Source organism: Nostoc sp. C057 (assembly GCF_013393925.1).
In the GTDB taxonomy this organism is placed as follows: Bacteria; Cyanobacteriota; Cyanobacteriia; order Cyanobacteriales; family Nostocaceae; genus Nostoc; species Nostoc muscorum_A.
Map to the genome: position 1 here is coordinate 770,663 of NZ_CP040281.1, position 15,741 is coordinate 786,403.

Annotated in this window: 12 protein-coding genes and 1 tRNA gene; 6 read left to right on the forward strand and 7 right to left on the reverse strand. The window is 42.0% G+C overall.

All coding sequences use genetic code 11. The annotated features are described in order from the left end of the window. Positions 1 to 63 precede the first annotated feature (63 nt). The 4 genes from pstS (at position 64) to pstB (ending at position 4,104) form a co-directional block, all read left to right on the forward strand. Positions 64 to 1,245: a phosphate ABC transporter substrate-binding protein PstS gene (pstS, locus tag FD724_RS03225; protein WP_114084559.1), complete on the forward strand. Its 1,182-nt coding sequence runs from the start codon at positions 64 to 66 to the stop codon at positions 1,243 to 1,245. Positions 1,246 to 1,388: 143 nt separating this feature from the next. Beyond that, positions 1,389 to 2,339 carry a phosphate ABC transporter permease subunit PstC gene (pstC, locus tag FD724_RS03230; protein WP_179071562.1) on the forward strand — a complete coding sequence of 317 codons (951 nt, stop codon included), beginning with the start codon at positions 1,389 to 1,391 and terminating at the stop codon, positions 2,337 to 2,339. A 19-nt stretch (positions 2,340 to 2,358) separates the two neighbouring features. Beyond that, positions 2,359 to 3,240: a phosphate ABC transporter permease PstA gene (gene pstA / locus FD724_RS03235; protein WP_114084557.1), complete on the forward strand. Its 882-nt coding sequence runs from the start codon at positions 2,359 to 2,361 to the stop codon at positions 3,238 to 3,240. Between the two features lie 57 nt (positions 3,241 to 3,297). Next, a complete protein-coding gene (pstB, locus tag FD724_RS03240; RefSeq protein ID WP_114084556.1) occupies positions 3,298 to 4,104 on the forward strand; it encodes a phosphate ABC transporter ATP-binding protein PstB in 807 nt (268 codons plus the stop codon). A gap of 289 nt (positions 4,105 to 4,393) precedes the next feature. Here the strand turns inward: pstB and FD724_RS03245 are convergent. From FD724_RS03245 to FD724_RS03260, 4 genes are all read right to left on the reverse strand, one after another. After that, positions 4,394 to 4,464 (reverse strand) — tRNA-Gly (locus FD724_RS03245). 50 nt (positions 4,465 to 4,514) lie between these two features. After that, a complete protein-coding gene (locus tag FD724_RS03250; protein ID WP_179071563.1) occupies positions 4,515 to 5,687 on the reverse strand; it encodes a hypothetical protein in 1,173 nt (390 codons plus the stop codon). Between the two features lie 68 nt (positions 5,688 to 5,755). Continuing rightward, complete coding sequence (locus tag FD724_RS03255) at positions 5,756 to 9,298, reverse strand: response regulator (protein WP_179071564.1); 3,543 nt, start codon at positions 9,296 to 9,298, stop codon at positions 5,756 to 5,758. Further along, on the reverse strand, positions 9,295 to 9,456 hold the full coding sequence (locus FD724_RS03260) for a hypothetical protein (RefSeq protein ID WP_179071565.1): 162 nt from the start codon (positions 9,454 to 9,456) through the stop codon (positions 9,295 to 9,297). The genes FD724_RS03255 and FD724_RS03260 overlap by 4 nt, the downstream gene beginning before the upstream one ends. An 864-nt stretch (positions 9,457 to 10,320) precedes the next feature. Between FD724_RS03260 and FD724_RS03265 the strand changes: the two genes are divergently transcribed. Next, positions 10,321 to 10,953: a GNAT family N-acetyltransferase gene (locus tag FD724_RS03265; protein ID WP_242060736.1), complete on the forward strand. Its 633-nt coding sequence runs from the start codon at positions 10,321 to 10,323 to the stop codon at positions 10,951 to 10,953. Positions 10,954 to 11,567: 614 nt separating this feature from the next. Next, positions 11,568 to 12,122, forward strand: a complete 555-nt coding sequence (locus FD724_RS03270; protein ID WP_114084552.1) for a hypothetical protein — start codon at positions 11,568 to 11,570, stop codon at positions 12,120 to 12,122. Positions 12,123 to 12,130: 8 nt separating this feature from the next. Here FD724_RS03270 and FD724_RS03275 read toward each other — a convergent pair whose 3' ends face one another. From FD724_RS03275 to gor, 3 genes are all read right to left on the reverse strand, one after another. Beyond that, positions 12,131 to 13,276 carry a histidinol-phosphate transaminase gene (locus FD724_RS03275; protein WP_179075394.1) on the reverse strand — a complete coding sequence of 382 codons (1,146 nt, stop codon included), beginning with the start codon at positions 13,274 to 13,276 and terminating at the stop codon, positions 12,131 to 12,133. A gap of 120 nt (positions 13,277 to 13,396) precedes the next feature. After that, on the reverse strand, positions 13,397 to 14,032 hold the full coding sequence (locus FD724_RS03280; protein ID WP_114084550.1) for a YqiA/YcfP family alpha/beta fold hydrolase: 636 nt from the start codon (positions 14,030 to 14,032) through the stop codon (positions 13,397 to 13,399). Between the two features lie 98 nt (positions 14,033 to 14,130). Further along, complete coding sequence (gene gor, locus FD724_RS03285; protein ID WP_179071567.1) at positions 14,131 to 15,507, reverse strand: glutathione-disulfide reductase; 1,377 nt, start codon at positions 15,505 to 15,507, stop codon at positions 14,131 to 14,133. Positions 15,508 to 15,741 lie beyond the last annotated feature (234 nt).

Sequence of the window (15,741 nt, forward strand, 5' to 3'; positions counted from 1 at the left end):
CTTAATCCTTTAGGGGTATTCTTAGAGGCGCTCACCTGAAAAGTTACCCAAACATTGATAGCGATGCCATCACCTTTTCGTGTAACAAAAATTCATCGCCTCACAGCTTCAGTTTCAGTGTTAGCACTGACAATCAGCCTAGCTGCATGTGGCGGACAGCAAAACCCAGAGAATACAGCCACAAAGGATACTCCTTCTGGCACTGCTACAGATACGACTGCCTCCAGTACAACCAAATTAGATTTAGGTGGAAATCTCAAGTTAAGCGGGGCTGGTGCGTCTTTTCCAGCACCACTATATGATACATGGTTTACTGATCTAAACAAAAAGTATCCAAATCTGCAAGTTGACTATGCCTCAGTTGGTAGCGGTGCCGGAGTTGAGCAATTTATCAAAGGGACTGTAGACTTTGGTGCCAGTGATGTTGCCATGAAGGATGAAGAAATCCAGAAGGTGCCAGCGGATAGGGGCGTTATTTTACTGCCTGTCACTGCTGGTAGCATCGTGCTAGCTTACAACTTGCCAGATGTTGCAGAACTTAAACTACCACGAGCCGTTTACGCTGATATTCTACTGGGTAAAATAACTTCTTGGGATGATCCCCAAATTGCCAAGGCTAACCCAGGTGCAAAGCTTCCTAAAGAGAAAATCACAGTAGTTTATCGTTCAGATGGTAGCGGAACAACAGGTGTGTTTACAAAACACCTCAGCGCTATTAGCCCGGAGTGGAAGACTAAAGTTGGTGAAGGCAAAACTGTCAACTGGCCTAGCGGAGTTGGTGCTAAAGGGAATGAGGGTGTTACCGCCCAAATCCAACAAACACAAGGTTCTATTGGTTATGTAGAATACGGCTATGCCAAACAAAATAGTCTTAAGTTTGCTGCTTTGGAAAACAAAAGTAGTAAGTTTATTGTACCTACTGAGGAGTCAGCCTCTAAAACTCTGGCATCAGTAACTCTACCGCCTGATCTCCGCGTCTTCATTTCTGATCCAGAAGGGGCCGATTCCTATCCCATCGTCACTTACACCTGGATTTTGGCTTACAAGAAATATCCCAATGCGGCAAAAGCTAAGGCAGTTGAAGCTGCGATCGAATACGCTTTAACTGAGGGCCAAAAACAGGCTACAACATTAGGATATGTTCCTCTACCCCAAAACGTGATCGCAAAGGTGGCTGCGGCTGCTGATCAAATTAGTCCAGACTATAAAATCGCTGTTGGTAGTGGGACTAGCGCTAGCAAGTAGCTACAGTGAAGGCATGAGGCATTGCTAGACAATAATTTTTAAGCTGGTTATTAAACTAGTTTTAAAAGACGATGAGGCAACAATTTTGTTTAGATGGTTGCCTCCCATATCTTCCTCTGATTTAATTGTGAAAGTCGGTAGTCATGACTACAAATTCTCAAAATCTTTCATCAGCGACAAAAAATCGCTCTGATGTAGAAAAATCCCTAGATCGCGGTTTTATCTGGCTAACTAAAATTTTTGCCTTTGGGGTTGCTGCCACTTTATTATGGATCGGCTTACAGGTCGCAATTGCTTCTTGGCCTGCCATCCAAAAGTTTGGTGCTAGCTTTTTAGCTAACACCACTTGGAACCCAGTTAATGATAGCTACGGGGTGCTACCTCAAATTTATGGAACTCTCTTGAGTTCTTTTATCGGTTTACTGATAGCTGTACCGATTGGAGTAGGTACTGCTATTATACTAAGCGAGGATTTTTTACCCGCAAAAGTGAAGTTGGTACTGGTTTTTGCAGTAGAACTGCTTGCAGCTATTCCCAGCGTTGTTTATGGCGTGTGGGGTATTTTTGTTTTAGTGCCTATCTTAACTAACTTGGGAAAATGGCTCAATAGTTACTTTGGCTGGATACCATTTTTTAGCACCCCCCCTACAGGGCCAGGAATGTTACCGGCGGGAGTCATATTAGCAATTATGACTTTGCCCATCATCACAGCCCTATCGCGTGATGCCTTGATTTCTATACCCCCCAGTTTGCGCCAAGCCGCCGTAGGACTAGGAGCAACCCGATGGGAAACTATATTACAAATACTTATTCCAGCAGCCTTTTCGGGGATAGTTAGCGCTGTGATGTTGGCACTCGGTCGGGCAATGGGAGAAACAATGGCTGTAACAATGTTGATTGGTAATTCCAACAACATTAGTATCTCCCTGTTAGCACCAGGCAATACAATTTCTTCTCTACTGGCGAATCAATTTTCCGAAGCTAGTGGTTTGCAAGTTTCGGCTTTAATGTACGCTGCTTTAGTTCTATTCTTCTTGACCTTGGTAGTTAATATCATGGCCGAGTTTATCGTTCTGAGAGTCAAGCGACTGTAGCTTAGTTTTGGGTTGAATTATGACTTCTAGTTTTCCAGAGCGCAGTCTAACTCGCGCTCCTATGTCTCAAAGGACACTGTTTAATACAGTAATGACAGTAGTTGCATTTATCTGTGGGATATTGGCACTTGTGCCTTTGCTAGCAGTACTTTCTTACGTCATTATTCAAGGCTTTAGCAGTTTGAGTCCCAGCCTCTTTTTTGAACTGCCACCCAAAGCTTTACAACAGGGAGGAGGCTTTGGTAATGCCATCTTGGGAACACTATTAATGGTAGGAATTGCTGCCCTGATTAGTATCCCATTTGGTGTTTTAGCGGCAATATATATCACAGAATTTAGTTCGGCGCAAGTAGCGAGATGGGTACGTTTTGCAGCTAACGTCTTGAGTGGAGTCCCGTCAATTATTGCTGGGGTATTTGCCTATGGCATTGTAGTTTTGACACTAGTAAAGTTAAACTTAGGATCATACTCTGCTTTAGGTGGAGGGTTTGCACTGGCAATTTTGATGTTGCCAATTATTGTCCGAACCACTGATGAAGCCTTGCAGTTAGTCTCGCAAGATTTGCGACAAGCATCTGTAGGGTTAGGGGCAACTAACTTTCAAACAGTAACACAAGTAGTTTTGCCAGCAGCTCTACCTGCGATTGTAACTGGGGCAACGCTAGCGATCGCCAGAGCATCTGGAGAAACCGCACCTTTACTATTTACTGCGCTATTTTCCAATTTTTGGCCCGATGGCTTATTCCAACCAACAGCTTCCCTTGCTGTTTTGGTTTACAAATATGCTATTTCTCCGTTTAAAAATTGGCAATCACTAGCTTGGGCGGCATCTTTGATTTTGGTATTGATGGTTCTAATCACAAGTATCATTGCTCGCTGGGCTACTCGCAAAAAAGCTTAGGGAAACGGCTTACACATAGCGGATTTGTATCGCTAAAACTAATACTTCACTTAATTTATGGCTACTAATATTAGCACAGTCAACGGTACTGAAACTGTTTTACGCACCGAAAACCTCAACGTTTACTACGGCAAGTTTTTAGCTTTGCAAAATATTTGGTTAGATATACCAAAAAATCAGGTTACAGCCTTTATCGGCCCTTCTGGTTGTGGTAAAAGCACATTGTTGCGTTGCTATAACCGCCTCAATGATTTGATTGAGTCATTTCGGGCAGAAGGTAAAATACTTTTTTACGATAAAAACTTGTATGCATCCGACATTGATCCTGTAGAAGTACGTCGGAGAATTGGGATGGTGTTTCAAAGACCAAACCCATTTCCCAAATCAATTTATGAGAATATTGCTTTTGGAGCCAAAATTAACGGCTACAAAGGTAACATGGATGAATTAGTAGAACGGAGTTTGCGACAAGCGGCTTTGTGGGATGAAGTTAAAGATAAGCTGCGGCAAAGCGGCTCGTCTTTATCGGGTGGACAACAACAAAGGTTATGTATTGCTCGTGCGATCGCAGTCCAACCTGAAATTATATTAATGGATGAACCTTGCTCGGCTCTCGACCCTATTTCCACCTTGCGGGTTGAAGAATTAATTCATCAGCTGAAAGAGCAATATACCATCGTTATTGTCACCCATAATATGCAGCAAGCAGCGCGGGTTTCTGATAAGACAGCCTTTTTTAATGTTAAAACTACGGAGTCAGGAGGTCGTAACGGCTACATGGTAGAGTACGACGCAACAGAACTAATTTTCAACAATCCTCAGCAGCAAGATACCAGAGATTACGTTAGCGGTAGATTTGGATAAATGACTGCACATTGTTGATATTAGAGCAATGAGGGATACTCGGAAATCAAAGCTGTGCGAGATTCCTCTAGTTTTATTGTTTATTCGCCAAAGTTAGCGTATGCATAGCCCGCAGCAGGCATAGCTTGATAGATTGTGGCTGTTTCTCGATCAAGAAAAGCAACAATTAAGCTGTTTAATACAAGATTTGCATTAATTGGGTGGGGTACGACACCCACTCCAAAATTTTTTAGTAAATAGTAGGTGTATTTACACCATGCTGCACTAGCTGATTTTAAAGTTTTTTCTAAGCGGGCGGCGGGAATCGAACCCGCATTAATAGCTTGGAAGGCTATAGTTTTACCACTAAACTACGCCCGCAAATTTCCAACTTTATAAACATAACACAGTTGTTGAAAAAATTCAAGCGTCTAATTGGAATTAGCAGGCTGGATTTTGATTCGTACAAACAAATTGCTCAAATCTGGTTTTGTGCCATCGTTGTTATGAGCGGCAAGAAAGTTTTCTGTCTTGAAAACATCATTGAGAACTCGTTCGTATGTGCTTTTTTGACTTTGTAGTGTTGCAGGTTCTATTTCTAGAACTACAGCCTGTTGAAAGTTGCCATTGCGATCAATTATTAAACTAACAAGCATTTGTGCTGGCTTAACTTCGGAATCGCCAGGTAGAAAACTTGAGTCTAGTTGTTTTGTGTTGCTTCCCGTGTATGAAGCGATAACGTCGGGTAGAGCATCTTGTCGAAATCCTCTTGTTTGTATGAACTTAATCATTTCATCTCTGAGCAAAGGGGCTACTATTGCTACCGATGCTCCCCCAGTAGGAGTTGCTGGAGTTTGCCCAGTAGGAGTTGTTGGAGTTTGCCCAGTAGGAGTTGTTGGAGTTTCCTTAGTAGGAGTGGTTGGAGTTTCCCTAGCAGGAGTGGTTGGAGTTTTTATGTTTTCAGCTTCCGAAACTGGTGGAGTTGATGGAATACCTGTTGGTAGTGCCGTTCCCTTTCCCAGTTTGATTTCTTGACGGCGGTTCCAAGGTAGATTGCCGACTGGAATTGTAGGTGTCGGTGTGGCTGTCGGTTTTGGCGTGGCTATCGCTTTCGGCGTAACTGTTGGTTTTGGCGTGGCTATCGCTTTCGGTGTAACTGTCGGTTTTGGCGTAGCTATCGCTTTCGATGTAGATGTAGAAACTCTCTGTTGTCTATTAGGTTGAGAGGGGTAAATTCGACTCTTTTGCTGAAGATTATCAGCAGGATTTATTGCGCCAACAAAATCTTGATTTTTGGGCGTATTTCTTGCTGTTTTTGCTGGTGCTGGTACAGACTTTTGAGTTATGGATGCTGGCTTTGGCGAAACTCTTTTGACTGTTGATTTTGATTGAGGAGCAATATCTATCAATTCAATGGGAACAGCAGATTGAATTTGCTGAGGAAACCACAGACTAAAGGCATTAGATGAGCGCATCAGCCAGAACGCCAGCAAGTGCAGAGAGACTGAACCTATAACGACAGAAATCCACAAAGCTGGTGGATCGGTGTGTCGCCTCCAGACTTTGGTTGAAATTGGGGTTTTGTCTGCAACCGATGGTGTCATATTATATAAACTGGATATGATTAGGCACTCTTACTCATTGCTAATGCTTTAAAATACCAGTCTAAATTTTAGCGATTAACCATTACCTCTGGTGTAACAGCAAAGGTCAAAACTGTTTCATCTACTCCTTTAAGTTCTAGTGGACTACCTTTAGTAATTTCTTCTTCCTGCAAATAATCTGCCACGGCAGCAGAAACCAAGATAGTACCGGGAAGAGCGGCAGCTTGCAACCTGGCAGCAATATTCACACTTGGGCCAATAGCAGTATAGTCCGCACGTTCAGCACTACCAAACATCCCCACAACAGCCGTACCTTGATGAATACCACACCGAAACTGTACGCTAGTAAGTCTGTCACCATCGAATACACCTTGCTCTCGCCAGCGCTGGTTCAAGTCAGCCAGTGAGCGGTGCATTGCTCTTGCTGTATTGATGGCACGACGTACCTGTTCATTGGGGGTTAGTTCTTCCGGCGCTCCATATAAAGCTAAAATAGCATCTCCCATAAATTTATCTACAGTGCCGCCATTACCAAATACAACCTTGGTCATAGCTTCTAAATATTCATTTAGTAATTCTGCGACTCGTCGGGATCTGAGAGTATTTGATAGCTGTGTAAAACCCACGATGTCACTAAACAAAACTGTAATTAAGCGTGGTTCTGGGCGCAAATCTAATGTTAAATCTCCGGTTGCGGCTTTTTGCACCAATACAGCCGGTAAAAAGCGCTTTAATACTGATTCTGTTAGATAAGTATTTAACTCCACAATTCGTCGTTCATTTTCTTTTAATGCTAAAAGATTCCGAACTTCCGCCAAAAGTTCCCGATCGTTGAATGGTTTTGCTAAATAAGCATCCGCCCCATGTTCTGTACCTTCGATGCGGGTTTCTTCGTCAACTTTCGCTGTCAGTAGAATGATGGGCGTTCCTTTCAGCTTTTCCTCATTGCGGATCATCTGAATCATCTCAAGTCCGCTCACCAAGGGCATCATTAAGTCAGTCACAATCAAGCTGGGTATAATTTCCTTAGCTAAACTGTGCCCTTCATAACCGTTACGAGCTGTGCGTACATGATAACCGTTACGGCGGAAAATTTCAGATACATAGGTTCGCAAATCTGGGTTGTCATCTACAACTAAAATTGAGTGCTGAGTCTTAAGTGCTGAGTCTTGAGTATCAATATTAGGAGAATTAGGAGAGAAATTTATTGTAATATCTTCAATATTGTCTGTTGTTGACTCTACCAGTTCTAAATCAGCCAATTCTACGCTAGCGCGACTTGTGTTCACTTCGGCAGGGGTTTCTAGTACTTGCTGTACAGGTAAATGAGCATTTCCAGTCACAAGCCATAAACTAAAGGTAGTACCTTGTCCATAAACTGATTCCACAGTGACATGGCCACCATGCAATTCTACCAATTCTTTAACTAAGGCTAAACCTAAACCACTGCCTTCATAGGAACGGTTTGCTGAACCTTCAGCTTGGCGGAAGCGCTCAAATAGGTGGGGAATTTGTTCTTTAACAATGCCAATTCCCGTGTCTTGTACTTGTAATATGCAACGATCTTGTTCAGATTTTAGTCTGACGCTGATCGTGCCACCTTCGGGGGTAAACTTCATGGCATTTGACAGAAGGTTATAAACCACCTTGTCAAATTTTTCCATGTCCAAGTACACCGGAGAACATTCATCTAACTGGGTGGCGAGATGCAGTCTCTTTTTCTCACAGTAGGGACGAAAAGATTCCACAATTTGGCTGACAAATTCGACTAAATCGCAGGGATGGAAACTAGGCTGCATTCTCCCCGCATCTAGGCGTTGTAAATCCAGGAGTTGATTTACCAATCGTAGCAAGCGCCGGGAGTTACGCAGAGCGATCGCACTTTGGGAGTAAGATAATCCTTCACCAGCCGCCACCGCCGACTCTAAAGGCCCTTGAATCAAGGTGATCGGTGTGCGGAACTCATGGGAGATATTTTGGAAAAATTCGGTTTTTTGTTTATCTAACTCCAGTAAACGTTCTGCTTGTTGGCGAGTTTTTTGATATAAGTGTGATTGTTGCACAGCGATCGCTGCTTGGGCTGCTACTGCTTTCGCCAAATCGATATCAGATGGCAGCCATTGACGTACTTTTTTACCTTCATGCAAGGTAATACTACCGATACATTTACCATCAGCCAATAATGGTACAAACATTAGCGATCGCGCTGGCATTTTTAACGGCAAATTAAAACCCTGTATATCTGAGGGAGAATGGCTCACATTCCCAATTACCACAGGTTCATGTGTCTGTAGCATTTGTTGGAGAATGGGATTCTCTTGTATAGATGATTGAGAATAGGGTAATCTCTGGGCTGATAGATGGTTATTGTCTTGGGTTGGCGATGCCTGTGGCGAGCTGTGCCTACGTAAACTTTCCAAATGTTGAAAACTATCATACAAGGCAACACACTCGACAAACTCATCTTCTTCTGTCCACAAAGAGAGGACGCAACCATCGACTTGTAAGGCTTGTCCAAGTTGTTGAGTAATAGCCGCAAAGATATCTTGGGGGTCTAGACTAGAGCGAATCGCGCTAGTAATCGTATTAATTAAACTCTCTCGCTTGGCAAGGGCACGTACTTGTTCGTAAGCATAAGCTTGAGACAAAGCTAAGGCTGCCTGATCCGCTACCATCAACACTAGCTGCACCTCATCCTCTCCCCAGAAGCGGGGCACAGAACACTGGTGCAGTGCCAGCACTGCCATCAGTTCTTGTTGGCAGATCAATGGCACAACTAAACTAGAACAAATATTAGCCGCAGCAAAAGCTTCCCCACGTTCGCGCAGTTCGGGAGTATTACCGTGAATACGTTCATCATCGGTTATATCGTGAATCACCTGGACTTCGCGGGTTTCCCACACCGTCTGAGCCAAAACAGTCAGAGGGGTAGAGGGGGAGAGGGACACAGCAGAAGAATTATTTGCCTGCACCTCTGCTGGTGTGTGTTCCCCTGCTTCTTCTGAAAGAGCTTTCTGATAAATAAATCCTTTATCCGTCAACTGCTCATCTTGGAAGGGACGCAATAGACAGACATCCACCTCCAACATGTGACCCACTGTATCTACAATCGCCTGCAAAATTTGTCTGTAGTCTAAAGCACTACGAATCGTATTTGTGACAGTATTCAGCAGCGACTCTTGTCGGAGTGTGCGTGTAAGTTCGCGGGTGCGGGCTTTGAGGACATTGTGAGTATCCAAAGCTTGGCGTACTACAGCTTTAAGTTCCTCAGCTTCCCACGGTTTGGTGACATATTTAAAGACCTTACCAGCGTTGATTGCTTCCACCAAGTCTTCAACATCGGTGTAGCCAGTTAAAATAATTCGGATAATATCTGGATATTGAGTTGCTGTCAGGCTCAAAAATTCTGTACCGCTCATCATCGGCATTCGCTGATCGGAGATGATCACCGCGACCTCTCCCTCTTGAGCCAGCAGATCGAGGGCCGCAGGGCCAGAGGTTGCCCTTAGCACCTTATAGTCGCGATAAAAGGTGCGGTAAAGCAAGTCAAGGTTGTCTGGCTCATCATCGACAACCAAAATTTTAGGCTTACTGTTTGCTTGGGATTTCATGCACCGCTTTCCTGCTGCAACGGCAGTCGGATAAAGAATAATCTGATCAGGGAAGGATTTTTCTGAGTCAGGTAAGAGCAGAGAATTTCCACCAATAAGGCTCTTTGGCTACATGACTGCTGAGTGTAGGAGCGTTTACTCACGGTAATTCGTTTCAATTGCTTATACCTATTACCGTTTGCTTTAGTGCAGTGTAATTGCTTTCATAGTCAGTTATAGGGTTATAGAGTCGATCCTTGCTAGTCAAATCTTCTTTCACCTCCTGCGAGCAATGTCTAATACTACATACAGCACTCATAGCTAGCTGAAAAATCCAGATGAAGCTGCATATTAAGTTTTCCCTCCGCAGCAGTTGTACTAACACTTGCACGTAAATTTTATTTATGGTAGTCATGGTAGAGTCAGCAAAATTAAAACAATAAGATTTAAAACCAAAGTATACTATTAGACAAATACCTCTTTCTAATTTAGCAATCAGAACTATCATTAAGACAAGTGGTATTGGTGAATAAGTCAGGGATAGGAATCTGCAATATTCCTGCCTAGCATCTGTACAGCCTGTTTCTATTACTTAGCAGCAAAGTCTTGTTAGTGTAGCGTCAATTGCATAAATAAGTTCAGTATTACACCTAAAGATGGTTTACAACTAAAGTTTGTTGTTAGTGTACTTACTTAACAATTTTATAGGTAATGCCTACAGGTAAGTTATGCTATACATCTACCCATTAACCTAAATCTGTACGATTTACAGATGTTTTTGTGGTAAACAGAGTGATATACTCCCTATCTCAAGCAAGGGATGCATCTAAATCCTACTGAACTTAAGATTCTAGCTTTATGAAGCTGTAACTTATAAGACTCTTTCAAAAAGACGGACTATAAAGCCCCAAATTAAAGTGTAAAACTTTGTATGCTTATAAGCAAAAGCAAATGAGCAGTCTTAGGTAAGTTCAATCTACTGGGAATATATAAAGTTTTTATACGGTTAAAAGGGTGTTTGAGGATATTTGAGAAAATTTTCGTTGAATAAAATCAATACTAAACTAGCCTTGAAATATCGGTCTTTTCATCCATACCAGCAACAGCCAATCGATCCAGCTTGCTGCGAATTTCAAATTCGTACAGCTACACCTACTGATTTGATCGGTGTTTCCCAAATTATTGCTGAAAGCTTTCACTCCCAAAAAGGTATGTGGGGATGGGCTTTTCCATTGCTACGTCTGGGTATTTACGAAGACTTAAGGCATCGGATGACATCACCTCCACCCCGTCATGTTTGTTTAGTCGCCTTAGAAGCTAACAATGGTGCGGCTAATAACTTAGTAGGAAGTGTGGAATTGGGTGTACGTTACAGCGATTCGTGGGGCCAGGCTGGCATAGGTTTTCCTTACTTATCTAATTTAGCAGTTCACCCAAAATACCGTAGACATGGTGTGGCTTCAGGGTTACTGACTAGCTGTGAAAAAGTTTCCCGCGAATGGGGATTTCAAGACTTATATCTTCACGTTTTGGAAAATAATCATCAGGCAAGGCAACTTTATTTTAAGGTGGGATATCGGGTACATAAAGTGGAATCGAATTGGAATACATTTTTATTAGGACGCTCAAGCCAGATGTTATTGCACAAGCATTTGAGTGCTAATTTCAGTATCTGAATTTTTGTAAATTTTTATTTTCTAATTAGTTTGGAGAAAATCTATCACCAATATCGGCAACCAAAGTATAAATTAACCTAATTAAAAAATTAGCCAATGTTAGCTAAATAGGTTGATATGTATAGCTTTAGATAATTGGTTTAAGTAGATTTTATTGAGATTTATCGTGGATATTTTTATTATTTATTTTAATAAAAATATAAGATTGAAAAAAGTTACCCAAATAATTAAGTGTTACAATTTGTCTGTTTTAACTTGTCATTAAATAACAACTATTTTAGAGTATTTTATATAGATAGAATAAATGGATTACAATAGAATTTAGCTGTACAAATACCTTATTAAATAAGCGATTCCTCATAATAACTTTGTAATTAAGATATTCATCTTTATAAAAACTTTAATAAAACACTCTCTAAATTTGGGGACAAATCTGGTTATATCTCATAAAATATGATCACTCAATTACTAAGCAATGTGTATTTATTACTATCTTAGTGAAATTGACCAAAAGACTCTTGATAATAAAAGAATTCAAAAATCTGATTTGACATCAAAGCTAGTTACTTTTTGAAGTGCATACTACTACCAAATTCGTTGAAAGTTTAAAAAACATGGATAGCGAACAGCATCGACGCTATCAAATCTCTATGGTATCAACTTATTACCCTAAAACTAGTTTCCTTGACTCTGTTGTCATGCCAGATGGAACTGAGCAATCGCAAGGCTCGGATATCCTTACACGTTTACACAGTGGAGAAGTTTTCATCGTCAATAGTCGTAGACGGAATGGATTAATTCTCTTTAAACGCTACCATGCAGAGTTTGCTGGGCCTGGGGCTGCTGTGGGTGGGGATTACGACTGTGATTGCCAAAGGGCACTGCCCATAGGTAATCTGTCTTTATTAACTCCCGATTCTAATGAAGAACGGCAGAAAGCTTACTTGATTAGGCGGCAGTGGATTCGATTGATCAAACAAATTACAGAAAATCCAATACCTGGGCAGCGAGTTCAGAAAATTCTTGATCAATTTGAACAATACTTTCCACCAGAAATAGTGGCTCTTTTACCGGATGTTGCTTTTGCTCTTTTGGTAGGTGTGCTGCCACAAACGGTAGGATTAGTACGTCGTTTGGGCAGTGAGATGGATAGCCGATTTAATTATTGAGTGAATTGCTAAAATTCCAAATCGGCTATTGCTGCTTGGACTCTAGTAACCGTGCGGGCGTTTTCTTCTATTGTCCCAACAGTAATTCGCAATCCTCCGCTAATGTGTCGTACAAGAGTGCCGAGTTTTCTAAGTTTCTGGTGGAAAGTTTTTAGCACAGCATCTTGTGAATTTAAGCCATTAGGTTTAAGGCGTAGGTAAATAAAATTAGCAGAGCTTGCGGTAATTTGTAGTTCTGGTTGCTGGGATAAAATTTCGATGAGTTTGGAGCGTTCACTCAAGGTTTGGGGAATTGACTCCAGTAAGAGGGTGCGGTTTTGTAAAGCAACTAATGCTGCTGCTATGGAAAAGCTGGGAAGATTGTAAGGTAAGCGAACTTTTTCTAAAATGGCGATCGCTTCGGGATGAGCGACGCAATAACCAACACGGAGAGATGCCAATCGGAAAGCTTTAGAAAAAGTGCGTAATATTACCCAGTTGGGGCGCTGTGCTAATTCACCTACTAGGGTAGTTTGACTGAATTCAAAGTAAGCTTCATCAATTACTACCAAAATATGCTCGCTCAGACTTTTTAACCATGCCAACTCTTCCGTCGTCAAGCTATTGGCAGTCGGCGAATTGGGATGTACTACGAAAACTACGCGAATGGGGGGATTTTGAGTTTGTTCGATCGCAGACTGTGCGGCTTTTAAGTCAATTTCAAAATTTGTTTCGTTTCTACCCACCGTTACGACAGGAATTCCCAAAGTTTGTGCCAAAATTCCGTACATAGAGAAAGTAGGATTGGCAACGAGAATTGAACCTTCTTTTCCTAAACAAGTCGCAATTAATAAAGAGCGGATTAGTTCATCAGAACCATTTCCAACAGAAATATTGGCAGCAGTATTGGATAGCGGGAGGGCGGCTGATTCATTGACGTATTCTGCGATCGCATTCTTAAGCGTTTCATGCCCGCCATCAGGATAACGATTTGTTTCAATTACTTGCTGATATGTCCAGGCTAGCTTCTCTTTTAACTCAGGTGGTAAATCGTAGGGGCTTTCATTTGTATCCAGGCGATCAAACTGTGTAGGGACAGAATCGGCTGTATCACTGCTGGGATGGGGTTTATACGCGGTAAATTGGGCTAAATCTGACCGGATGAAGGGAAGCATAATTTTAGTCATTAGTCATTGGTCATTTGTCATTTGTCATTTGTCATTTGTCGTTAGTAATTAAACAAAGGACAAATGACTAAGGACATTAGTTATATGAGAGTCTAATATTTTATAACCTCAAGGTAAATGGCAAAAGAGACGAATTGCCTGCCAAATTTCTTCCATAACATCACCCAAGGCATGGTCACTGTCGAGTTCGACTAACTCCACCCAAGAACGGCAACGCGCAAAGTCTCGACTAGCTTCGATGGGAATAACTTCATCATTTTTTCCATGCAAAATTAGGGTGGGAATAGAACGTTGCAAAAATTTTCCTTGGTATTGGGCAGCATCTATAACGAAATCGTAACTTAAAGGAATTGATCGCTCCTCTGCATAGTGGTAGACCATGATATATTTTTCTTGCTGCCAACGCTGTACTTCTTCATCGCCTAGCTTGGGCAACCAATGGGATAAAAATCCAAAAGCTGGTGCTAGCAGCACAAGGCGTTCTACTTGTAAATATTGCTGTCCTAAGTGTGCGGCGGTCAAACCACCTAAACTTGAGCCAATCAGGGTTACTGGTGTAGAATCATTACTAAATTCTGCGGCAACTTGAGCGATCTGACGAGTGATTGTTAACTGCGAAAAATCGCCAGCATTGAGATCGGGGATTTTAAGCTTTGTTTGAATTTTGGCAAAGCGATCGCCTATATCCCGCGCTTTGGCAGAATTAGGACTGGAAGCGAAACCGTGAAGATATATATATTGCAAAGCTGTAAATAGTTAGGAGTTAGGGCTAATAAGTTAAGAATTTTAAGTTATGAGTTTTTTTATTCAACTTATAACTCTTAACTCCTAACTCTTTCTTATTACCGCATTGTGACAAATTCTTCGGCTGAGGAGGGATGGATACCAACAGTTGCATCAAAGTCTTTTTTAGTTGCACCCATCTTCACAGCGATCGCTACACCTTGGATAATCTCGGCTGAACTATCGCCTACCATGTGAGCGCCTAGCACTTTGTCAGTGTTGCTATCAACTACCAACTTCATCATTGTCTTCTCTTGCTTCCCAGGCAAACTATAGTACATGGGGCGAAAGCGAGTGCGAAAAATTGTTACCGCATCACCGAGTTTTTCCCGTGCTTCAGCTTCTGTCAAGCCTACTGTTGCGGCTTCTGGGTTAGAAAATATGGCTGTGGGAACAGTTTCGTGACTGAATTCGCGGCGGTTATTGCCGAATTCACTGTCTGCAAAGGCTCGTCCTTCGCCAATAGCGACGGGAGTTAAATTGATTCGGTCAGTGACATCGCCAACGGCAAAAATATTCGGTTGATTAGTTTGACTATATTCATTGACAGCGATCGCACTTGTGGTCGGATATCCAGGCCCTTCGATAGAACTAGCGACAACATCAACTCCAGCGTTTTCTAAACCTAGTCCATCTACATTGGGAGTTCGACCAGTCGCCACTAAAAATACGTCCGCGATTATTGGTTCTTGGTCTTGCCCAGATAAAGTAAGTTTAAACCCTTCCCCCACACGTTCAACTGTTTTTACCACATTATTCTTAATCAGCCGAATTCCGTGGTTTGTCATCCCCTCTTCAATTTCTGTGCGGACATCTTCATCAAACCCATTCAAAATCTTTTCACCTCTGGTAATTTGTGTCACTTCAGAACCCAAACCGCGCATAATACAGGCAAATTCTGTGCCGATATAACCAGCGCCAAGAATGACGATATGTTTTGGTTGTTCTTTTAGATGAAAGATTTCGTTAGAGGTAATGCCATATTCCATCCCTGGTAAATCTGGTTTGATAGGACGACCGCCAACAGCAATTAAAATTTTGTCTGCTGTCACTTTGCGTCCATCAACTTCTACGGTGTGAGAGTCTAGCAATGTGGCGCGACCGGAAAATAGTTCTACTCCGGCTTTTTCTAAGAAGTTTATGTGTAGTTGCGATAGTCGCCGAACTTCCTTATCTATAGATGTAATGAAATATTCCCAATCCAACTCAGCATTACCGACTTTCCAACCATAGCCTGAAGCTTCATTAAATAGTGCGGGAAAGTGAGAAGCATAGACCATAAGTTTTTTGGGAACGCAACCGCGAATCACACAAGTCCCACCAACTAAATCATATTCAGCGATCGCCACTTTTGCCCCATAGCTAGCCGCCCGTTTGGAAGCCGCCAAGCCTCCAGAACCCGCACCAATTACAAATAGGTCGTAATCAAAAGTCATAAATTTATGTTCTCTCTAGCAAAAAGTTAGTTACTGGGAACTTACACACAGAATGTCATTGAACTATATAAGGATATCCGGTGAACCCTGTGTAAGTCCTATCCTTGATTTAATCTAGCGTTAGCAGATGTTCTCTGGTCGTAGGGAATATCACTTTTTGCTTTGGTTGCTGTAGAGTCAGTCACTAAAATTGTTCTTGCTTAGGTGTCGGTTATAAGTCTGTGCTACTGCATT